This is a genomic window from Snodgrassella alvi (genome assembly GCF_002777425.1).
Lineage (GTDB): Bacteria > Pseudomonadota > Gammaproteobacteria > Burkholderiales > Neisseriaceae > Snodgrassella > Snodgrassella alvi_B.
Genome location: NZ_MDVC01000089.1, coordinates 14,163 through 36,735, shown reverse-complemented (window position 1 = coordinate 36,735; position 22,573 = coordinate 14,163). Strand labels below are relative to the sequence as shown.

At 46.0% G+C, this 22,573-nt stretch carries 19 protein-coding genes; 10 read left to right on the top strand and 9 right to left on the bottom strand.

Annotated elements, in window-relative coordinates; all coding sequences use genetic code 11:
* The first annotated feature begins 143 nt into the window (after positions 1 to 143).
* Positions 144 to 572, top strand: coding sequence for a 50S ribosomal protein L13 (gene rplM / locus BGI33_RS07945; RefSeq protein WP_100090679.1), 429 nt, complete (start codon positions 144 to 146; stop codon positions 570 to 572).
* A gap of 9 nt (positions 573 to 581) precedes the next feature.
* The gene (rpsI, locus tag BGI33_RS07940; RefSeq protein ID WP_025329932.1) at positions 582 to 974 is read left to right on the top strand and encodes a 30S ribosomal protein S9; all 393 of its coding nucleotides are present in this window, start codon (positions 582 to 584) and stop codon (positions 972 to 974) included.
* Positions 975 to 1,317: 343 nt separating this feature from the next.
* Here rpsI and BGI33_RS07935 read toward each other — a convergent pair whose 3' ends face one another.
* Both BGI33_RS07935 and BGI33_RS07930 read right to left on the bottom strand, forming a co-directional pair.
* Complete coding sequence (locus BGI33_RS07935) at positions 1,318 to 1,533, bottom strand: hypothetical protein (RefSeq protein ID WP_100090678.1); 216 nt, start codon at positions 1,531 to 1,533, stop codon at positions 1,318 to 1,320.
* Positions 1,534 to 2,267: 734 nt separating this feature from the next.
* Entirely contained in the window at positions 2,268 to 3,146 is an 879-nt protein-coding gene (locus BGI33_RS07930; protein WP_100090677.1) for a lysophospholipid acyltransferase family protein, read from the bottom strand.
* Between the two features lie 99 nt (positions 3,147 to 3,245).
* On the opposite strand from BGI33_RS07930, the gene metK reads away from it, so the two are divergent.
* The 6 genes from metK (at position 3,246) to BGI33_RS07900 (ending at position 11,215) form a co-directional block, all read left to right on the top strand.
* A complete protein-coding gene (gene metK / locus BGI33_RS07925; protein ID WP_100090676.1) occupies positions 3,246 to 4,415 on the top strand; it encodes a methionine adenosyltransferase in 1,170 nt (389 codons plus the stop codon).
* Between the two features lie 769 nt (positions 4,416 to 5,184).
* Positions 5,185 to 5,679 carry a MarR family transcriptional regulator gene (locus BGI33_RS07920; RefSeq protein ID WP_100090675.1) on the top strand — a complete coding sequence of 165 codons (495 nt, stop codon included), beginning with the start codon at positions 5,185 to 5,187 and terminating at the stop codon, positions 5,677 to 5,679.
* A gap of 19 nt (positions 5,680 to 5,698) precedes the next feature.
* A complete protein-coding gene (locus BGI33_RS07915) occupies positions 5,699 to 7,150 on the top strand; it encodes an efflux transporter outer membrane subunit (RefSeq protein ID WP_100090674.1) in 1,452 nt (483 codons plus the stop codon).
* A gap of 38 nt (positions 7,151 to 7,188) precedes the next feature.
* Positions 7,189 to 8,385 (top strand): efflux RND transporter periplasmic adaptor subunit, encoded by a 1,197-nt coding sequence (locus BGI33_RS07910; protein ID WP_445081766.1) that lies wholly within the window; start codon positions 7,189 to 7,191, stop codon positions 8,383 to 8,385.
* A 205-nt stretch (positions 8,386 to 8,590) separates the two neighbouring features.
* A complete protein-coding gene (locus BGI33_RS07905; RefSeq protein ID WP_100090672.1) occupies positions 8,591 to 10,120 on the top strand; it encodes a DHA2 family efflux MFS transporter permease subunit in 1,530 nt (509 codons plus the stop codon).
* Positions 10,121 to 10,330: 210 nt separating this feature from the next.
* The gene (locus tag BGI33_RS07900) at positions 10,331 to 11,215 is read left to right on the top strand and encodes a lipid A biosynthesis lauroyl acyltransferase (RefSeq protein WP_100090689.1); all 885 of its coding nucleotides are present in this window, start codon (positions 10,331 to 10,333) and stop codon (positions 11,213 to 11,215) included.
* An 80-nt stretch (positions 11,216 to 11,295) separates the two neighbouring features.
* Here BGI33_RS07900 and BGI33_RS07895 read toward each other — a convergent pair whose 3' ends face one another.
* The 4 genes from BGI33_RS07895 to BGI33_RS07880 are packed head-to-tail and all read right to left on the bottom strand — an operon-like array spanning position 11,296 to position 13,957.
* On the bottom strand, positions 11,296 to 11,925 hold the full coding sequence (locus BGI33_RS07895; RefSeq protein WP_100090671.1) for an NAD(P)-dependent oxidoreductase: 630 nt from the start codon (positions 11,923 to 11,925) through the stop codon (positions 11,296 to 11,298).
* A 27-nt stretch (positions 11,926 to 11,952) separates the two neighbouring features.
* On the bottom strand, positions 11,953 to 12,546 hold the full coding sequence (locus BGI33_RS07890; RefSeq protein ID WP_100090670.1) for a uracil-DNA glycosylase family protein: 594 nt from the start codon (positions 12,544 to 12,546) through the stop codon (positions 11,953 to 11,955).
* A gap of 26 nt (positions 12,547 to 12,572) precedes the next feature.
* Positions 12,573 to 12,779 carry a cyanate hydratase gene (locus BGI33_RS07885; protein WP_257378984.1) on the bottom strand — a complete coding sequence of 69 codons (207 nt, stop codon included), beginning with the start codon at positions 12,777 to 12,779 and terminating at the stop codon, positions 12,573 to 12,575.
* Between the two features lie 17 nt (positions 12,780 to 12,796).
* Positions 12,797 to 13,957, bottom strand: coding sequence for an MFS transporter (locus BGI33_RS07880; protein ID WP_100090669.1), 1,161 nt, complete (start codon positions 13,955 to 13,957; stop codon positions 12,797 to 12,799).
* 681 nt (positions 13,958 to 14,638) lie between these two features.
* Between BGI33_RS07880 and budA the strand changes: the two genes are divergently transcribed.
* Complete coding sequence (gene budA, locus BGI33_RS07870; protein ID WP_100090667.1) at positions 14,639 to 15,340, top strand: acetolactate decarboxylase; 702 nt, start codon at positions 14,639 to 14,641, stop codon at positions 15,338 to 15,340.
* Positions 15,341 to 15,454: 114 nt separating this feature from the next.
* On the top strand, positions 15,455 to 15,895 hold the full coding sequence (locus BGI33_RS07865; protein WP_100090666.1) for a hypothetical protein: 441 nt from the start codon (positions 15,455 to 15,457) through the stop codon (positions 15,893 to 15,895).
* Positions 15,896 to 15,988: 93 nt separating this feature from the next.
* Here the strand turns inward: BGI33_RS07865 and BGI33_RS07860 are convergent, their stop codons facing one another.
* The 3 genes from BGI33_RS07860 to dnaK all read right to left on the bottom strand — a co-directional run bounded on the left by BGI33_RS07860 (position 15,989) and on the right by dnaK (position 22,200).
* Positions 15,989 to 18,268, bottom strand: coding sequence for a Tex family protein (locus tag BGI33_RS07860; RefSeq protein ID WP_100090665.1), 2,280 nt, complete (start codon positions 18,266 to 18,268; stop codon positions 15,989 to 15,991).
* A 179-nt stretch (positions 18,269 to 18,447) separates the two neighbouring features.
* Positions 18,448 to 19,617 (bottom strand): alpha-hydroxy acid oxidase, encoded by a 1,170-nt coding sequence (locus BGI33_RS07855; protein ID WP_100090664.1) that lies wholly within the window; start codon positions 19,615 to 19,617, stop codon positions 18,448 to 18,450.
* Positions 19,618 to 20,265: 648 nt separating this feature from the next.
* Positions 20,266 to 22,200 (bottom strand): molecular chaperone DnaK, encoded by a 1,935-nt coding sequence (gene dnaK, locus BGI33_RS07850; protein ID WP_100090663.1) that lies wholly within the window; start codon positions 22,198 to 22,200, stop codon positions 20,266 to 20,268.
* Positions 22,201 to 22,573: the final 373 nt, after the last annotated feature.

Sequence of the window (22,573 nt, the reverse complement as noted above, 5' to 3'; positions counted from 1 at the left end):
GCATAAATCTGGGGTGAAAAGCATTGTCTGTCTACCTTGCTGAGTACAGGGGGTTTGTCATATCAACCAAGTGTGGCAATTGACAATCACTTGATTAATCTTTAATATTAGAAGCTTTCGTATATTTATCTGGATTAGCTCCTATGAAAACCTTTTCAGCTAAGCCGCATGAGGTGAAGCGCGATTGGTATGTAGTTGACGCTCAAGACAAAGTTCTGGGTCGTTTGGCTGCTGAAATCGCTCGCCGTCTGCGTGGCAAACATAAGCCAGAATACACGCCGCATGTTGATACAGGTGATTACATCATTGTAATCAACGCTGACAAATTGCGTGTAACTGGTCAGAAACAGACTGACAAAAAATACTATCGCCACTCAGGCTTCCCGGGTGGTATCTACGAGCGTACTTTTACAGAAATGCAAAACCAGTTCCCTGGTCGTGCGCTGGAAAAAGCCGTTAAAGGTATGTTACCTAAAGGCCCGTTGGGCTATGCCATGATTAAAAAGCTGAAAGTATATGCTACTGCAGAACATGGCCATGCTGCTCAACAACCTAAAGTTTTGGATATCTAAGGACACGCAATGAACGGTAAATATTACTACGGCACGGGTCGCCGCAAAAGTTCAGTGGCTCGTGTTTTCCTGCAAAAGGGTAGCGGTCAGATTATTGTAAATGGTCGTCCGCTTGATGAGTTTTTTGGTCGCGAAACCGGCCGTATGATTGTACGTCAGCCATTGGTACTGACCGAAAATCTGGAAGCTTTCGACATTAAAGTAAATGTAGTAGGCGGCGGTGAAACCGGCCAGTCTGGTGCGATTCGTCACGGCATTACCCGTGCACTGATTGACTACGATGCAGCTCTGAAGCCAACTCTGTCTGCTGCTGGTCTGGTAACTCGTGATGCACGTGAAGTTGAACGTAAAAAATTCGGTCTGCGCAAAGCACGCCGTGCCAAACAGTTCTCCAAACGTTAATCTGTATTGCCACTGCCAAAAAGTTTACAAATACAAAAAAGAGCCTTTATGGCTCTTTTTCTTTTATCATTATTCTGGTTCAGTGCTGCCTACTTTTTACAGCTTCAACAGTAATACCTAATTTTTTGGCAACTCTGGGTGCGGTATATTCTTCATTATCCCATATAATTAATATTTGGCGATAAATCGGTGGCATAGTCACAATTGAATTTGTTAAATCAATGCGTAGATTCAAATCATAATCAGGTGTTGCTGTGTTATTTAGATTAAATTTTGTCTCGGTATTTTTTGACAGTCGGGAACTAAATAGCCGATAACATTCTCTTTCTATAATTCTGAAGAGCTAGTCGGTAAGAGCTTTTATTGTTTTTAATGTGCCAATCTTTCTGTGAATTTGCCAAAGTGTTATTTGTATCGCATTTTCTATGTCTTTAGATATGGAACAGGTTTTTCTGGCAAATCTACTAATCTCCTTTGGGGATAAAATTAATAATTGTTCTAAAGCCTGTTTATTATCGGAATAGGCGGCTGAAATTAATTTTTCTGAATTCTGATTCATGGCAATTTGTCTGTCGCTATCTTTGGATTTTGCTATTTTGGGAACAAATATTGAAGTTGGAAAAAGATTCAAGCTATACTTTTTATCAACACTTATATTTATATAGATGATAGAAATGCGAAAAAGGATTTAAAAGATAAAAGTATAGGTATTTTGATATCAATTTAACTAATTTGTAATATAAATAAGTTTGTTGCTATTAGCTAATGATATCGTACTGGTCAGTCTGTTTTATATTTTCTGTGCAGCAAGCCAGTCCGTCTTTGTAATACATTTCTATTTAAAGTAATAGATTTGTTTTTATGCTAATGAATAGTAACTTTAAGGTTGAAAAGCTTTGCATTATAGCGATAGATATTCTTAAGAAATGAAATTATGCTACTTATTAAAGTATTTATTAGATTTAGTGACAAAGCAGTAAGCATAAATATTTATCTGTAAATATTTTATATATAAGCAATTATTTAAATTGGTTTCTTATGTATAAAAATTATATTGAGTAATTTCTAATAAAATAGAATTTATTTTCGCTGATAAGGTTATATATTTAAAATACAAGTTTATTTATGTGTCTATGAATAGTTACTACAATGCTGATATACAGATTTTGGTAATAATATATTTATTATTTAAGTTTAAATAACTGTTCTGTCAAAATGGCTTTCCAGTATTTTGTCTCTAGTGTGGTCATCAGTCTGTTTGTGATGATTTATTCTAGGTATGTTCTGTAATTGCTATGGGGTAGTCGGTGGTTTTGTATTACGGTGCTTATACCGGTTATAACCAAACAAATACTGGCTGGGAAAGCGTGCTACCCATTGTTCGACATTGTTGTTGATAATCTGGGCATCATGTTCACGATTGCCATTGAGTGTACCTTCCAGCGGAGCGATATGCAGGGCAAAGCCGCGGCCGTGGGGTAGGCGTTCGCCGCAAAAGAACAGGGCGGTTACTTTAGGCATGACGGCCAGACGTGAGGCCAATGTCATGGTGTAGGCTGGTTGACCAAAAAAAGTTGCCCATACACCTTCGCCTTCACCAGGTACCTGATCGGGCAAAACGATGGTGGCCTCTGTGTTTTTTAAGGCACGTACGATTTGTTTGACGCCCTGCATATTGGCCGGTGCAGTATAGCCGTTATCGCGGACGCGGCCGTTATTCATTATGCTTTCCAGCCAACTTATTTTGGGCGGGCGATACATGGCGGTGAGAGGAAAGGGTAGTTTTTCACTCAGGTAACGGCCGGCAAGGTCGTAATTGCCCAGATGCGGGGTAATAAGCAGCAGGCCTTCGTTGCGGGCGATGGCTTCTTCGATGTGTTCCCAGCCGTGCACTTCTTTAAACAGGGAGACGATGTGTTTGCTGGAGCGGGTCCATGCGATGGACAGTTCTAGCCCGCTTTTGGCTGTTTCGGAGAAAACGGATTTAACCAGTTTCTCTGCTTGTTGGTCGTTGGCGGCAAGTTTGCTAAAATGCAGATTTCTAGTTGTGCGTTTACGTTCATTGGTGGCAAAGTAATAGCCAAGACGCCCCAGTATTGAACCTATGCCTTGTAAGACTGGCAAGGGAATTAATGCCAACAAGGAAAATACGACATAAACCAGCTTTTGCATCTGTTGTGTATCTCAAACTCAAAATTTGGGCAACATTATAACAAAAGCATCTATAACTGCCCATAAAGCATTATTAGCATCAGAAAGTATCCGCCAATTATGAGTGAATTTCTGTTTACTTCCGAATCGGTATCTGAGGGTCATCCAGATAAAGTTGCCGACCAGATTTCCGATTCTATTTTAGACGCTATCCTGACTCAGGACCCTGCCGCACGCGTGGCGGCTGAAACTTTAGTCAATACCGGCTTGTGTGTGCTGGCCGGTGAGGTTTCTACACGTGCGCATATTAATTATATTCAGGTTGCACGCGATACGATTAAGCGTATCGGTTATAACTCATCGGAGCTGGGCTTTGATGCCAGCGGCTGTGCGGTGATGGTGTGTTATGACGAGCAGTCTCCTGATATTGCGCAGGGTGTTAATGAAGGGGAAGGTCTTGACCTGGATATGGGTGCCGGTGATCAGGGGCTGATGTTTGGTTATGCCTGTGATGAAACGCCTACGCTGATGCCGTTTGCTATTTATTATGCGCATCGTCTGATGCAGCGCCAGAGTGAAGTGCGTAAAAGTGGTGAGCTGCCATGGTTGCGCCCGGATGCGAAAGCGCAGCTAACCTGTGTGTATGACAGTGAGACTGGTAAGGTGAAGCGCATTGATACGGTGGTGTTGTCTACGCAGCATGAACCGGATGTCGGGCGTGAGGAACTGGTTGAAGCGGTGAAAGAATATATCATCAAGCCGGTATTGCCTGCTGATATGTTAACTGATGAAACGCAGTATCTGATTAATCCGACCGGCCGTTTTGTGATTGGCGGGCCGCAGGGCGACTGTGGTCTGACTGGCCGCAAGATTATTGTGGATACTTATGGCGGTGCGGCGCCGCATGGTGGCGGTGCGTTTTCTGGTAAAGACCCTACCAAGGTTGACCGTTCTGCTGCTTATGCCTGCCGTTATGTGGCGAAGAATATTGTTGCTGCTGGTTTGGCCAGTCAGTGTCAGATTCAGATTTCTTATGCTATCGGTATTGCTCAGCCTACTTCTATTGCGATTGATACTTTTGGTACCGGTAAAATTGATGAAAATCGACTAATTGAGATTGTGCAGGAGCATTTTGATTTGCGTCCGAAAGGGATTATTAAAATGCTGGATTTGCAGCGGCCGATTTATGCGAAAACGGCAGCATATGGCCACTTTGGACGTGAAGAACCAGAATTTACATGGGAACGCACGGATAAGGCGCAATTATTGCGTGAGGCTGCGGGTATTTGATTCAGGTTGTATGAAGAAAGGCTGCTTTTCAGGCAGCCTTTTTGCTGGTTGTTGTGCCGGCTGCGGATATGGTTTTGGCAGTTGCAGGATTTGGTCAGAATAGGTGCGTGTTGTGTTTATGGCAGCCTGAAAGCTTGTCTGAGAAATAAACTAACCTTGCTGGTTTTGTCGTTGTTGTTGGTGTGTTTGCTAAGAAAATTGCAGTTTTGTATAGGGGGAAAGATGCAATTTTGTTTAAGGCTGGTGTGAAGGGTTGTTGAGACAGGCAGAATAAAACAGATATCTGGTTAATATGGCGTAAAAATCTTCAAAATAACTAAATATTTAATCTGTTATCAAATATAATTATGCCCTTAACACATAAGGATAGTTCTGGATTTTTATCTTATAGTTTGTATAGAAAAATAATTATCAGTGTGGAATTTGTGACTGTTTATTAATAAGTTCGGCTGGTTGATTTTTCTGTGACTGGTTCTGGCCGGTGCACTGGTCTAAATGATGGTTCAAAGCAGTTTATGGTTGTGGTGTGGTCAGCCTGATGTCTGGCATGGCATATGGCAGATTATGTCTGTGAACTGGAAAAGGTGCATCGGTAATGATATTTGCTGGTGGGGCGGTTTACGGGCATATAAGCGTACTTGTCAATAAATTTGATAATATAGTTACTATTTTGGGGTTGGAATATTTTCAGCCAAACTATAAGCTTCATTTATAATAAATGGTATGGTTATTGTAATGGTTTATTTTTTGGATTTTGAGGTGCTCTAACATGGGTTTTTCTCTTCCTGCTACCGAACTGGAAGCTACTTTAGGGGTGCTGGCAGTGAAAATGCCAAGCATGAATGTTCAGTTGGTAATGCTCAGCCGGTTAATACGTCTGGTGCATACGACTATTCAAAGTGAGCTGAATGAACGTTTGCGCCAGCACCATCTGTCAGAAAGTCTATGGCATGCGCTGATAGCGGTTTATGCGCGGCCGAATCATGAGATTTTACCATCAGAACTGAGCAGTATTCTGAATCTAACCCGCACCAGTGCAACGCGTTTGTCTGATGATTTGGTGCTTAATGGCTGGGCAACGCGTTCTACTCATCCTTTAGACCGGCGTAAAATTACCTTGAAGTTAACCAAAGCTGGTGAAAATCTGATTCAGCTGGTTAGTCCGGAAACCAATGAGGTACGCCGGCGGGTATGGTCAGCCCTGAGTGAACCGGAATATGAACAATTGCAGCAGTTGCTAACCAAGTTATTAACTGCTGCTTAACTTTTTTGCTGAGATTTGCATGAAATTAACTGTGTCTGTGCCCCGATTCCGATTACGTCAGTTATCCCTTATTACTCCGGTTACTTTGCTGCTGTTGTCTGCCTGTGCCAATTTTGGCCAGCAGCCAGATTTGCAAACGCCACAGGAGGCGACACAACTGCAATTACCTGCCGGTCAGTCTGCCCATACTGGGCAGAACTGGTGGCTGGGTTTGAATCAGCCGCTGTTGAATAAGCTTATGGATACAGGCTTGGCTAATGCACCGGATTTGCGCATTGCTGCCGCGCGTATTGCGCAAGCAGAAGCGCAATGGCGTGGTGCCAGAGGTGAGGCTGGTGTACAGGTAGGTATACAGGCAAATGGGGTAGCTGCATATTTGAATCCGAAGCCGGATTCAAATAGGGCTGGTGATGACCCGAATCATGTTTTCCGTAATGAAATGGCTGCTGTGGCCGTTAATTATACTTTTGATTTCTGGGGCAAGCAGCGTAATCTGATTAAGGCGGCACTTGGTGCGCGTCTTGCTGCTGCCTATCAGCAGGAACAGGCACGACTGGTGTTAAGCCAGAGCATTGTATCGCAATATACACAATGGCAGTTGTTGCAGGAGCAGGTGAATATTCTGCAACAGCGTATTGGTGTGAATCAGCAGTTGCAAAAGCTGGTTGCCAACCGGATTCATGCTGGTTTGCAACCAGCCAGTGATGAGTATACTTTTACGCAAACAGTACTGGGTTTGCAAAGTGCCTTGCGCCAGACGCAGGCGGATATCGAACGTACTCGTCACAGCATGGCGGTACTGGTTGGTCTGTCGCCAAACCAGCTGCCGGCAATGGTACCTCAGCCGCTGGGTAAAGTGCCTGAGGTGGCGGTTGATGGGCTGCGTGCGGATATTCTGGGACAACGGCCTGATATTGCTGCACAACGAGCCTTATTACAGTCGAATTATTTTGGTATCAAGGCGGCAGAGGCGGCATTTTATCCTGATATTGAAATTAAGGGTTTGGCCGGTCTGGCGCACGTGGATGCGTTTGATCTGGTGCATTCTTCTTCACGGATGCTGGGTATTGTGCCAGCCATTTCGTTGCCTATCTTTACTTCAGGCAGTTTGCAGGCTGCGTTGTCGGGTAAACGTTCTGCCTATAATGAACAGGTAGCCCAATATGATAAGACGGTACTGACAGCCTTGCAGCAGGCAGCCGATGCCATGAGTGATTATCAGCACAGTACGGTGGCATTGCCATTGCAGCAGCAGGCTTTTCAGGTGGCACAGAAGAATGCAGTATCCAGCAGCAAACGTCATGCGGCCGGGCTGGACAATGCTATTACCAAACTGCAACGCGAAGATACTGCTTTGAGGGCACGTGCTGATTGGGTTAAAACCATTGCCTGGCAGCAACAGAGCTGGAATAGTCTGCATGCTGCGCTGGGTGGTGGTTTCCAGCTTTCAGATACTCAGGCTACTCGTTAATTTACTGTTATTTTTCTATTTTATTGAGCTATTTACGTATGAGTGAACAAAAGCAAACTAACGAGGCGGTAACAACCTCGCAACCGGCGGTTCAGCCGCAGTCTGAACGAGTGCCCACAGGCCGCAAGCGCAAGCTGGTGGTGCTGACTGCCGTATTTCTGCTGATTGCACTGGGCTTTCTGCTGATGTATCTGCTGGTCTGGCAGCATAAAGAATCCACCGATGATGCATATGTGAATGGTCATCTGGTGCAGATTACGCCGCAGATTACTGGTACGGTGCAGAAGGTGAATGTGGATGACACGCAAACCGTTAAAGCCGGTCAGGTGCTGGTTGAGCTGGATAACAGTGATATGCAGCTAGCGTTTGAACGGGCACATGATGAGCTGATTAATGCAATTCGCCAGAATCAGCAGCAGACTGCTCAGTCACGTCAGGCCAGTGCACAGGTGGCCGCACAACAGGCTCAGTTAAAACGCTTGCAAGCAGACTTGCAGCGTCGCCAGAGTCTGGCCGGTACGGATGCCATTTCTGCTGAAGAGTTAAGCCATGCTCGTGATGCGGTATTGGAAGCTCAGGCAAAACTGAAAGCTGTGCAAGGGCAGGAAAGTGCGGCAAAAGCGGTGTTGGGGCATAATGTTCCGCTGCGCCAGCAGCCGGCAGTGATGACAGCAGTCAGCCATCTGAAAAGTGCATGGCTGGATTTACAGCGTACCCAAATCAAGGCGCCAGTAGATGGACAAGTTGCCAAACGCAATGTTCAGGTGGGTCAGAAAGTGGCTACAGGCGCGGCACTGATGGCGGTAGTACCGTTGAATAATGTCTGGGTGGATGCCAACTTCAAGGAAAGCCAGCTGGCTAAAATCCGTATCGGGCAGCCGGTGGAAATCAGAGCAGATGTGTATGGCAGTAAAGTAACCTATCACGGTAAGGTGGCTGGTTTGTCTGCTGGTACGGGTGCAGCGTTCTCTCTTTTACCGGCACAGAATGCAACCGGTAACTGGATTAAAGTGGTACAGCGCGTGCCGGTGCGTATTGCGCTGGATCCGAAAGAGCTGGCTGCGCATCCGTTGCGGGTAGGGTTATCAATGGATGTTGAGGTAAATACGCGTAACCAGAATGGGCAGGATTTAACATCAGTGCATGCGATTCCCACCAATGGCAATATGGCTGCAATTGACTGGACGCCAATCAATAATATGATTGAGCAGATTTTCGCCCAGTACGCTCCCTGATTCTGTTAATGCTGAATCTTATCTGGATGCTGCTGGTGCAGGAACAACAGCCCTGTCACCAGCAGGTTTTACTCAGGTAGTGATTTGGCCTGATTTTACTGTAATTCCAGAAGCATTATCTTTGTGAACCGCATTATTTGTGTCTGTGCGCACAGATTTGGATATGCTGCGAGATGAGTAATGTTTCTGCAATAAGGCTGCTTGAATGACGCATTCTCCTTTAAAAGGTCCGGCACTGGCTCTGGTTACGGTGGCACTGTCACTGGCCGTTTTTATGCAGGTGCTGGATTCCACCATTGCCAATGTGGCATTGCCAACCATTACTGGTAATCTGGGTGCAGCCAATAGTCAAGGTACGTGGGTGATTACTGCGTTTGCGGTAGCGAATGCTATTTCAGTACCGCTTACTGGCTGGCTGGCGCGCCGCTTTGGTGAAGTGAAAGTCTTTGTCGTGGCGACACTGTCGTTTGTGTTGGCCTCGTTTTTATGTGGTATTGCACCCAGTTTGGCATTGCTGGTGTTTTTCCGCGTGTTGCAGGGTGCTGTGGCCGGGCCGATGATTCCGCTGTCGCAAAGTTTGCTGATGGCCGCCTATCCGCCGGAAAAACGTCCAATGGCGCTGGCTATGTGGTCGATGGTAATCATTGTGGCACCGATTTTCGGGCCGATTCTGGGTGGTATTATCAGTGATAACTGGCATTGGGGCTGGATTTTCTTTATTAATGTGCCAATTGGTTTGCTGGCTGCCGGTATTTCATGGCAGATGATGAAAAAACGCGAAACCGAAACTGTACACGAGCCAATCGACCGCATGGGCTTATCGCTGATGGTAGTAGGCGTAGGTGCCTTGCAGATGATGCTTGACCGCGGCCATGAGCTGGACTGGTTCTCATCCAATGAAATTATTGTTCTGGCTGTTATTGCTGTAGTGTGTCTGGGCTATTTTGTTATCTGGGAATGGTATGCCAAATATCCGATTGTAGACTTGCGCCTGTTTAAAGACCGTAATTTTACCGTAGGGGTAATTACCCTCAGTACAGCCTATATGACCTATATGGGGGCGATTGTACTGCTGCCGATGCTGTTGCAGATGCAGCTTGGTTATACCGCTACCTGGGCGGGGCTGGCCACGGCACCTATTGGTATTTTTCCAGTATTGTTGTCGCCACTGATTGGTAAGTTTGGTAACCGGCTGGATATGAGGGTGCTGGTAACCATCAGCTTTACCGTATACGCTATCTGTTTCTTCTGGCGTACCAATTTTAATGCTGGCATGGGTTTTATGGATGTATTCTGGCCGCAGTTTGTGCAGGGGATTGGTATGGCGATGTTCTTTATGCCGTTAACTCAGATTACCCTGTCTAATATGTCTGGTTCGCAGATTGCCAGCGCGTCGAGTATTTCCAATTTTGTGCGCATTCTGGCCGGTGGTATTGGTACTTCAATGGTAAATGTATTGTGGGATAAACGTGAAGCTTTGCATCATACGCAATTGGTGGAAAACATCCATCCTTATAATAGCACTATGAATGAGTCAATTCAGGGTATGAATCAGCTCGGTTTAAGTGGTGTACAGCCTTTAGGTTCGATTGAGCATACTATTGGTCAGCAGGCGCATATTATGGGTGCGAATGATTTATTCTGGCTGTATGGTTTGACTTTCTTAATTCTGATTGTGCTGGTATGGTTTGCCAAGCCACCGTTTGGTAGTGGCGGTGGCGGCGGGGCACATTGAAATCCTTTGCTATCTACTAACGCGGCCTGTGCATTCTGTGCAGACCGTGTTATTTTTTTATCCTTTCCGTATACACAACATTATTACAATCTGTTGTAAGGCAAATGTTTATATACAACTGTGAATGTAAAGTGGTGGCAGCTTGTGTACAATAGATAGCGTTTAAGTGCATGGCTGGCGATAAGCAGTTAGGTAATATTAGTAATGATGATGAAATTGGCGTTTGCTTTTTTATATGTGCTGCAATTACTGCCGTTGTGTATGATTCATGCACTGGCACGATGTGTGGGCTGGTTAAGTTATTATGCGGTAGCGCCGCGGCGGCGCATTGGCCTGATTAATTTGCGCCAATGTTTTCCCGAATGGACAGAACGGCAGCGGCGCAAGGTACTGCGTGAACATTTTTATCATATGTCCATGCTGTTACTGGAATATGGCCTGTACTGGTATGGCGATGCCAGACGGCTGAAAAAGCTAGTGCGCTATCAGGACAAGCATTATCTGGATGAAGTACTGGCTGCCGGTGAGAAAGTGATTTTACTCTATCCGCACTTTACTGCTTTTGAGGCGGCGGTATATGCCCTCAATCAGGATGTTCCTCTGATTAGCGTCTATTCGCATCAGAAAAACAAGCAGCTGGATGAGCAAATTCTCAAAGGACGCCAGCGTTATAACAATGCTTTTCTGATTGGACGTACGGAAGGGCTGCGTGCCATTATCAAGAAAATCAAAGCCAGCAGTGCGCCGTTTCTTTATCTGCCCGATCAGGATTTTGGGCGGCGTGAATCGATTTTTGTGGATTTTTTCGGTATTCCCACTGCTACGATTGCCGGCCTTAGCCGTATTGCCGCTTTAACTAAAGCTAAGGTTATTCCGGCGATTCCTACCCGTGAAGCGGATGGCAGCGTTACCTTGCGTTTTTATCCGCAGTGGGACAATTTCCCCAGTAAAGACATAGTTGCCGATACCCAGCGCATGAATGATTTTATTGAGGCACGGGTGCGCGAACAGCCGTCACAGTATTACTGGCTACATAAACGTTTCAAAACCCGCCCAGAGGGCGAGGCATCGTTTTATCAGAAAATTCACAAATAAAAACCGGCTATCCGCTACAGCAAACAGCCGGCCAAAAAATACTGCTGCCATGAGTTGATTCTCTGGCAGCAGTTATTTATTCAGAAACCTGATAACGCTATAGACTGGCCGATATAAGCATCGTTATGTAGCGCTTTCAACATAAAATGAGCCACATCCGCGCGGGCAATACGGCCACTGCCAGCTGGAATGCCCTGTGTTGCTTCAGCATAATGACCAGAAAGGGCATCATGAGTTAAGCCCAGCGGGCGCACAATCGTTGCGTCCAGACCAGCCGCCTGAATCTGCTCAATTGCAGCACGATGATCGACCAGCGGATGGCGTAGAAATTCCATTGCCGCCTGACCACGTTCACCTTCCAGCTCATTATCCACACCGGCGGAAGCGCAGTAGACGATGCGTTTAATGCCATGTTGTTGCAATTGCGGAGCAATATTGCTGAGCATGCGCTGCAAATCATCACCCGGTTTGACCCCCTGATTAGTGTTCAGAGCTGAGGCCACTGCATCATAATGGTTGTTAGCGGCAAACAGTGCAGCAACATCAGTAGCCTCAAACGCATCACAGCGGCGAATATGCAAGTTGGGATGCTGTAAGTTGAGTTTTTCCGGTGTGCGCACTGCCGCAGTAACTTCATCACCATTGGCCAGTGCCTGCTCAACTAAAGACCTGCCAACGCCACCGGTGGCTCCAAAAACCAGAATGTGCATCAATGTTCTCCCGCTAAATAGTCAGAATCAGCTTAATAAACCGATAGTATGAAAATAATCCCGATAAATGGCTGCTTTACGTTCCAGTGCGAGCGGATAGGCACGCGAAGAAGAGGGCAGTCTGGATAAAGTTAGGTGCCGGCCAGCCAGAGTGGTATCAGTGGGATGGCCGATAGTTGGTGCGGCTGTACCGGCTGGCAGAAGCTGTAGTAGTGTGCTGGTGGCCTTGTCACCAGTAGTCATTATGTGCTGACAATCTGGAATCTGTGCCAGTAAGGCCGGTAAATCTACTGGGGTAACCACTTCGAGAAACTTGTCTGCTGCATTGTTTTGCAGGCGCCTGATCTGATAGGCAGTATCATTAATGGCAATGCCGCGTTCAGATAAAAAAGCACGGATTAAGGGCTCATTAAATGCTTTATTGTTTTCGGTAAAGAAATGGTGCTTGTCCTGAAAAAACACCAGCCCAAAAATGCGCCACATATCATTTTGTAGATTGGGATAGTAAAAATTCATTTTCCAGCGTGCAGTTGGTGGCGGAAATGAACCCAGCATCAGCAGCCGCGCACTGGCTGGTAGAAACGGTGCCAGCGGATGTGTTTCAACTATTATTTCAGCCATAAATACTCGTAGCGTAATGGTGTTGTCTAACAGCGGCCAAACAGGCAGGCAACCATATGTGCCTGTTCTTCTGTATAACCGGGCTCGCCCAGCCGCGCCGCCATCACCCATTCATTGGAAAAGCTCTGCTGGCCACTGTATTCATGCCACAGGCGTTGCTGTTCGGCTTTATTGCCATTTTTAATGGCCACTTGCATGCGTTGCCTGATGCTCAGTGGTATAGAATCACTCATCATAACCTCCGTAAGTTTCAGATAAACTGTCCCTGATTTTCATAGCGGCGGTGAAACCATATCAGACAGGCACAACCGCATAATGTCAGTGGTACACCCAGTAATGCCGGATATTGATAGCCCCAGTGCTGGCTGATGGCCAGCCCGCCGCCATACGAACCAATGGCATTACCCAGATTAAATGCCATCTGTACACTGGCAGCACCAAGCAGTGCACCGCCCGGAGAATGGCGCAGCAATAATAATTGCTGCGGTGCCGATACCGCAAACAGGCAGAATGTACATATACACATCAGTGTCGCCGACAGCCAGCCAGTTGAAGCAAACAGAAAAATCAGTAGCAGCGCCACAGCTGCCAGCCCCTGCAAACTGGCGGCTACCTGTCCCGGTGTGTAGCGGTCTGCCAGACGGCCACCACACCAGTTGCCAGCCACCATACCGGCACCGGCCAGCACCATTAACAAACTAACCTGATTACCACTAAAACCGGATACCTGCGTTAATAACGGGCTGATATAACTGAACCAACAGAAGATTCCGCCATTACCTAAAGTAGTGGCCGCCAGAATCAGCCACGGTGCCGCCGATTTCAGAAAATGGAATTGTCCCAGAATACCGGTATCTGGTAGCCGTTCTATTGGTGGAATAAAACGCTGCAAAGTGAACACCAGCACAATTGCTACTACGGCAACCAAAGTAAATACCAGCCGCCAGCTTAAATGCAGACTCAGCCATGTGCCAACCGGTACACCAAGCAGATTGGCTACTGTCATGCCGGCAATCATCATGGCTACCGCCTGCGCCGAACGTCCGGGAGGTGCCAGTTTGGTAGCGACAATTGAACCGATGCCAAAATAGGCGCCATGTGGCAAGCCGGAAATAAAACGTGCCAGCAGCAGAGTTATATAGCCGGGTGCCATGGCCGCCAGTAGATTACCAATCGCAATCAGTACCGACAGTGACAGCAGAATGGTTTTGGGCGGTAAGCGGTAACTTAATACCAGCAGCCATGCTCCACTGCATACACCAAGCGCATAAGCAGCAATAAAATGCCCGGCCTGTGCAATATCGATACCGAGTGAAGCGGCCACATCTGGCAGAATACCCATCATACTGAATTCTGCCATGCCTAGTGCAAATGTACCTAACGACAACGAAAGTAAGCTTTTTAATAACATAATAATCTACAGCCATAGTTCGTTCAGCTATAAACAGCAAGTTTAGACGTAGCTTGCCTGCTTGTCACTTTTCGCGCACATAAATGAATGCCACATTCAGCAGAATTAATAAATTGAGCAAAAATTCAGTCTCGTGGTGCTAATAGCATAATTGCAGTATCAAGCGGGTACACCAGCACACCACTGATATCTCATTTATCCGGTATTACTTTATTACCAATTATGGTGACAGCAGCGAGCAACAGATATAAATGCTGCTACAGACTGTGTATATACGCGGTCGCCAATATGACTTCCACCAGTACCAGCAGCCATACAAATAACCGTCAAAGTAATGTACCCAGCAGCCAGAGTGCAGATTTCTGCAATGACAGCCAGAAAATAGTAAACAAAAGTTGCATGGGTTGCCTGTGAGAGGGTTGGTTGATTGCGCCAGCCCGAATCATAGCCAGAAATAATCAAGATTGCTCATACCATAACAGTATCGGCACTGTTGTTGCGTATACAGCAGTATTTGTGGGAGCTATCTGTCAGGGCAATTTGTTGTTTATGGCGTCTTTAAAACTTCTGGGATTAAATCAGGATGAGGTAAGAAACAGCTAAAAATGTATTAATTTAAGGTGTAATATGGAATATATTAATATGTAAATAATTTAGAATCTGCTGCTGGAGTAGACAGAAATGAAGAAGATAATCGTGCAGTTTTCAACAATTAATGCTTTGATGGCAGGGTTGTTTGATGGGGTATTCGGTGTTGGGGAAGCAAAAAAACATGGTGATTTTGGTTTGGGCTGCTCGCATGCACTTGCCGGTGAGGTAATTATTGATAAGGATTTTCTGGAAGCAGACGGTGATAAAGCGGTAAAGGTCATGGGTGACGATGAGCTTTTGCCATTTGTACAGGTAACAACGTTTCAGCCGGATAAAGTAGTGGATATCACCGATGTGAGTAAAAATAATCTGTATACACATCTGGCGCACTATTTGCCGCTGGATAATATATTTGTGGCCGTAAAAATCAGTGGCCGCTTCAATAAGCTGAAAATCCGCCGTCCGTTTGCGCAGCAGAAACCTTATCCGTCTGTAGTCAAGGTATTTGAACAGCAGGTAGTAGATACTATAGAGGATGTAAGCGGTACATTAATTGGTTTTTGGACACCGGAATTTTTCAAGGAGCTATCAGTAGCCGGTTTTCACCTGCATTTTATTGATACCACGCGTAAACTGGGCGGGCATGTAATTGATTTTATGGCCAGTAAGGCTGAGCTGGCGTTTGAGCGCAAGCAATCGGTAGAAATTGTGCTGCCTGAGGACGAGGAATATTTGCGCAAAAATCTGAAAATGGATGATCTAAATAATGTTATCAAACAGGTAGAAAATTAATCTAGGCGTGTTACACTATTTTCTGGTTATCTGGAATAGATTTAAGGGGTGTACGGTAGAATTTACAGGTACTACTGGATAACTTGCCTGCTATTTGCGCTGAAAGTGTAAACCATGAAAAAAATAATCTGTGGGCTATTCTGTCTGTGTTTGCTGGTCGGCTGTAACCAGCAATCAGCGGATTCAGCCACCGCTTCATCTGAAGCAGCCAGCCTGCCTGCGCATATGCCGCTGGCGATTGACCCGGCGTTGACAACATCTGTTGACCAGCAGTTGCTGGCGTTACAGAAGAAGCTGCCACAGAAACATAACCAGATTATGTTTAACGCAGCAGTACGGCATAACCAGACAATTTATTATTCGTATACGATGCTCGATAGCAAGCGTAATCAGAATAATTTCAATGTGGCTGCGGCGAAAAAAGATTTACAGCAGAATTGCCGCCAGCCGCTGACTCGGCGTATGTTGCTGGGTGGATTTAATTTTGTGTATGTTTATACGTTTCAGGATCATTCGCAGGTGAGTGTGCCGCTGTCTGGCAAAGATTGTCGCTAGAGGTGTTGCTGCGTCTTGATGATTGCTTTCAGGCTGATATACACAGGGGGGGCAGTTAATGCCCCCCCTGTTGTTAACTGATTGCCTTTACAGTTACTGTTTCAAACGGGCAAAGGCCGCAGCCATGGCATTATTTGCACTGCTGGGCTTGTGTGGCGTTTTGCCATTCTGTCTGCGCGGGCGTTCGTTTCGTTGAGATGCTGCCTGAGCATCGTCATTCAGACGCATGGACAGAGCAATACGTTTGCGCGGTATATCAATTTCGATTACTTTAACCTTAACAACATCACCGGCTTTAACAATATCGCGCGGGTCGGCAATGTAACGGTCGGCCAGTGCAGAAACATGTACCAGTCCGTCCTGATGGACACCAATATCAACAAAGGCGCCAAATGCAGCCACATTGCTGACCACGCCTTCAAGTATCATGCCGGGCTGAAGGTCGGTAATGTCTTCCACACCGTCGGCAAAGGTAGCGGTTTGAAATTCACCACGTGGGTCGCGGCCGGGTTTTTCCAGTTCGGCCAGAATGTCGTTAATGGTAGGCAGCCCCACATTGGCATCAATGTAATCGGTGGGTTTCAGTGCTTTAAGCACGCTGCGGTTGCCAATGAGCTGGTCGGCACGCAGTTGTGCTGTTTTAAGCATTCTGGCTACGATGGGATAGCTTTCGGGATGGACGGCACTGGCATCCAGAGGTTCATCTCCACCTTGAATACGCAGAAAGCCGGCTGCCTGTTCGAAGGTTTTGCTACCCAGACGCGGTACCTTAAGCAGGTTCTGACGATTGGCGAAAGCGCCGTTCTGGTCGCGGTAGCTGACAATATTCTGAGCCAGTGTGTTGTTCAAGCCAGAAATACGCGCGAGTAACGCAACTGAGGCGGTATTAACATCTACACCCACTGCATTCACACAGTCTTCAACTACGGCATCCAAGCTTTTGGCTAGCTGGCTTTGGTTAACATCATGCTGATACTGGCCAACGCCAATGGACTTAGGGTCGATTTTAACTAACTCAGCCAGTGGGTCTTGTAGGCGGCGGGCAATAGAAACAGCTCCACGCAGGCTAACATCCAAATCGGGAAATTCTTTGGCTGCCAGTGCCGAAGCGGAATAAACAGATGCGCCAGCTTCGGAGACAATAATTTTTTGCAGGTGGTAATCCGGCAGGGTGCGAATCAGCTCACCGGCCAGTTTGTCGGTTTCTCGGCTGGCGGTGCCGTTGCCGATGGCAATCAATTGGACTTTATACTGTTTAACCAGATGCATCAGTATGGTTAGTGCGCCTTTCCAGTCGTTACGCGGTTGATGCGGGTAGATGGTGGCGGTTTCCAGCAGCTTGCCGGTATCGTCGACTACGGCTACTTTCACACCAGTACGGATGCCGGGATCAAGCCCGATGGTGGTAAGGCGACCGGCCGGTGCGGCCAGCAGTAAATCTTTCAGGTTCTGGGCAAAAACGCTAATGGCAGCCTGATCTGCATTTTCTTTTAGTCGGTTCAGCGCTTCCAGTTCCAGTGAGAGGAAGATTTTGGCACGCCAGCTCAAGCGTACGGTGTCGCGTAACCAGCGGTCGGCTGCACGTCCCATATCAGCAATGCCAAACTGTTGCGCAATCAGTTGTTCGTAAATACTCTGTTCGCTCAGCGGAATATCATCTGGCTGGTATTTCAGACTGAGTGCCAGTATGCCTTCGTTACGGCCGCGTAATATGGCCAGTGCACGGTGACTGGGTATACTGTGAATCGGTTCGCGATGATTAAAGTAGTCTTTGAATTTCTCGCCGGCACTTTCCTGACCTTCGAGTATCGTGGCATGGATTTCTCCTTCACGCCACAATTTATCACGTAAGCGCCCAATTAGATTGGCATCTTCAGCAAATTGTTCCATCAAAATTGCACGCGCGCCATCCAGCGCCGCCTTGCTGTCGGCTACGTTGTCGTTCAGATAGCTTTGTGCGGCGCTTTCCGGATTCAGGTCTGGCTGAGTGAGTAGGGCTTCAGCTAGTGGTGCCAGCCCATGCTCGCGGGCAATCTGGGCTTTAGTACGGCGTTTGGGTTTAAAGGGAAGATAAATATCTTCCAATGCAGTTTTGTTATCAACTGCTGCTATGGTCTGCCGCAATTCATCAGTGAGTTTGCCCTGTTCTTCAATGCTGGATAGTACTGTCTGTTTGCGTTCCTGTAATTCACGCAGGTATTGTAGGCGTTCAGCAAGGGTGCGTAGTTGAGTATCATCCAGACCTCCAGTAGCTTCTTTGCGGTAACGTGCCACAAACGGTACAGTGGCGCCATCATCCAGCAAGTCAATCGCTGCCTGAATCCGTGCAGAAGCAACATTCAGTTCTGAAGCAATTTTCTCAGTGATGTTCATAACAATTTAATCTGCAATCAAAAAGACAAGCATAGCTGGCTACAGAAGCTTTGTCACCTGTTCCCGTATGTGAAAATCGCTAGTAAATATTGCCATAAGATGTATTAGCGGCCTGTATCAATAAAAAAGGCTATTTGTTTGAAACAAATAGCCCTAAATGTTGTTTGGGTTAGATGAATTTATCTGGCAACAGGATAAGTACCGGGTATCAAAATATCCGTATTGACGGCTTTAATATCAGTATGTCCAGTAAAGGCCATGGTGGTATCCATTTCATCATAGATAATTTCTAATGCGCGTTTTACTCCGTCTTCACCATATGCGCCCAGACCATATAGGAATGCTCGACCAATCAATGTACCTTTGGCACCCATGGCAATGGCTTTGAGAACGTCCTGACCACTGCGGATACCACTGTCCAGCCAAACTTCAATATTATTACCTACCGCAGAGACAATATTGGGTAAAGCATGGATAGTAGAGGGTGCGCCATCTAGCTGGCGGCCGCCATGATTGGATACCACAATCGCATCTGCACCAGATTTCACTGCCATTTCAGCATCTTCAGCATCCAAGATACCTTTGATAATCAGTTTTCCACCCCATAAATCCTTGATTTCCTCTATGTCTTTCCAGCTCAGACGCGGATCAAATTGTTCAGATGTCCATGAGGACAGTGAGGTCATGTCAGCTACGCCTTTGGTATGGCCAACGATGTTGCGGAAGGTGCGGCGTTGAGTATTGAGCATGGCCAGACACCATTCCGGTTTGGTGGCCAGATTCATCCAGTTGCGCAGGGTTGGTTTAGGCGGAGTAGACAAGCCGTTTTTGATATCTTTGTGGCGTTGTCCTAGTACCTGTAAATCAGCAGTAACCACCAGCGCGGAGCATTTTGCGGCTTGAGCACGGCGAATCAGATCGCGCATGAATTCACGATCACGCATCACATACAGTTGAAACCAAAAAGGGGCGCTGGTGTTTTCTGCAACATCCTCGATGGAGCAGACAGACATGGTGGACAGGGTGAATGGTACACCAAATTTTTCTGCCGCCCGTGCCGCCAGAATCTCGCCATCAGCATGTTGCATACCGGTTAATCCCGTAGGTGCCAGTGCCACAGGCATTTTTACTTGCTGTCCTACCATCGTTGTTTCTAGTGTACGGCCGGTCATATCCGTCAGTACGCGCTGACGTAGCTTAATACCTTGAAAATCATCACTATTGGCATGATAGGTAGATTCTGTCCACGAACCGGTATCGGCATAATCGTAAAACATTTTCGGTACTTTGCGCTTAGCAACTTTGCGCAAATCTTCGATACATGTCATTTTGCTTAATTTGTTTTGCATGTGGTTACCTATTTTCAAATTTTCTTAGTGGGAATAGTATTAACTGAACAAGATAAAGTTATACATCAATTCTATCTGGTTGTAATCATTGTCATTGATTTCTGTCTGCATTTAAACTAGTTAAGTTGTCTGCCTGAATGGACAGCAAACTGGTAGAGGGCTGCCAATAATCAGACAACACGTGACAGTTTATAAATCATCACCATAATCAGAAGCAGCAGACAGCTAATGCCAATCAGCATTGTCCAAGGTCCCCAACGCTGCGTACGTCCACAAAATCCAGCCGTTAATATGGCACAACAGATGCCGAGTAGGATTAGCAAAATATAAAAGTCCATCTTCTGCTCCAGTAGAATTGCTTTGTTGTAAATAATTGGTACGATTATTGTAACGGCCAGCCTCCTAACATGTTAGTTTTTTTACAGATATAATGGCAGTATCTGTCCATATATGTATTCATCTGTGTAAAAAATACTGGCAGACAGCAATACCAAAACTGTGGTTTGAACACCAAAAATATCAGGATGAAAGTAATCATTCTTATCTGCCTGAACAATTGGTCAGACAAAATAGGCTTTATCGGTTACAAATCATCCATAAAATAAAACCCCACTCATAAGTGGGGTTGTACATATAAGGAGAAAAAAATCAGTCTTTTTTCTCTTTGTCTTTTACTTCTTCAAATTCAGCATCGACGATATCGTCGTTGCCTTTGTTTTGTGGCTGTTCTGCTTGAGCGCCGGCCTGCTGACCTTCAGCCTGTGCCTGAGCATACATCATTTCGCCCAGTTTCTGGCTGGCTGTACCCAAAGCCTCAGCTTTAGCATCAATAGTAGCTTTGTCTTCGCCCTTAACAGCTTCTTCAGCTTCCTTGATGGCTGCTTCAATTTTTTCTTTCTCAGCAGCGTCCAGTTTGTCGCCGTATTCACTTAGAGATTTCTGTACAGAGTGAATCAGGGCTTCAGCCTGATTGCGGCTGCTTACCAGTTCAGCCAACTTGCGGTCTTCTTCAGCATTGGCCTCCGCATCTTTTACCATGCGTTCGATTTCTTCTTCACTCAAGCCAGAAGAAGCCTGAATGGTAATATTAGCTACTTTGCCAGTACCTTTGTCTTTAGCAGATACGTGCAGAATACCATTGGCGTCAATGTCAAAAGTCACTTCTACCTGTGGAACACCACGCGGAGCTGGCGGAATATCACCTAGATTAAACTGTCCCAGACTCTTATTGGCAGAAGCACGTTCACGTTCGCCCTGTAATACATGGATGGTTACAGCACTCTGGTTGTCTTCAGCGGTAGAGAATGTCTGCGTTGCCTTGGTAGGGATGGTGGTATTTTTATTGATGAGTTTGGTCATCACACCACCCATGGTTTCAATACCCAGAGACAATGGCGTTACGTCCAGTAACAATACATCGCTACGGTCACCAGCTAATACAGCGCCCTGAATTGCAGCACCTACAGCCACGGCTTCGTCTGGATTAACGTCACGACGTGGTTCTTTACCAAAAAAGTCTTTAACCGCTTCCTGTACTTTCGGCATACGGCTCTGACCGCCTACCAGAATCACATCGTTAATGTCATTTACGCTTAGGCCGGCATCTTTAATTGCGGTGCGGCAAGGTTCGATAGAGCGGGTAATCAGGTCTTCTACCAGACTTTCGAATTTGGCACGGGTAATTTTCATGGCCAAATGTTTCGGGCCAGAAGCATCCATGGTGATGTAAGGCAGGTTGATTTCAGTCTGCTGGCCGCTGGACAGTTCGATTTTGGCTTTTTCCGCAGCTTCTTTCAGACGTTGCAAGGCCATTACATCATTTTTCAGGTCGATGCCCTGATCTTTTTTGAATTCATCAATGATGTAATTAATCAGACGCTGGTCAAAGTCTTCACCACCGAGGAAAGTATCACCATTGGTGGCCAATACTTCAAACTGTTTGTCGCCATCAATTTCAGCGATTTCAATAATGGAAATATCAAACGTACCGCCACCAAGGTCATAAACGGCAATCTTGCGGTCGCCTTTTTCACCTTTATCCATACCAAAAGCCAGAGCCGCAGCAGTTGGTTCATTAATAATACGTTTTACGTCCAGACCAGCAATACGGCCGGCATCTTTAGTAGCCTGACGCTGGCTATCATTAAAATAGGCCGGTACGGTAATCACAGCTTCAGTTACTGTTTCGCCCAGATAATCTTCAGCTGCTTTTTTCATTTTGCGCAATACTTCAGCAGAAACCTGTGGAGGTGACAGTTTTTCACCATGCGCTTCTACCCAAGCGTCATTATTGTTGGCCTTAACAATCTGGAAAGGCATGGATTTGATATCGCGCTGCACTTCAGCATCATCGAATTTACGGCCAATCAAACGTTTTACTGCGTAAACAGTGTTTTTCGGGTTGGTTACAGCCTGACGTTTGGCTGGGGCGCCTACCAGAATTTCGTTATCGTCCAGATAAGCTACAATAGAAGGTGTAGTACGTGCACCTTCAGCATTTTCTATTACCTTAGTCTGGCCACCTTCGGAAATGGCAACACAAGAGTTGGTAGTACCCAGGTCAATACCGATTACTTTTGCCATAATTTAAAAATCTCCTAATAATTTAATTTCGTAATTTGCGCCGTTATCGTACGGCTGCAAATACAGTAGTTCAAAACCACCGCTATGCTATTGCTAATGCATCGTAAATGGGTATGCCCGGGACGATTTCAAGCATAGTTTTGCAAATTTTATCCAATTAATAGCTTGGTAAAAGTCTGCTTTAATATCAATAGCGTTTGCTTACATGGTTATATGTTATATTCATTCAGGCTTGAACAGTAAAATCGTGCTTTTTTTCGCCAATACCGTCTGATACTTTTTTGCGCTATATCAGACGGTATTTTGCAGTAAGAGTTTACAATCACTCTATATTAATGATTTCTGTCTGGCTGTATCTATATCTTCATGATTT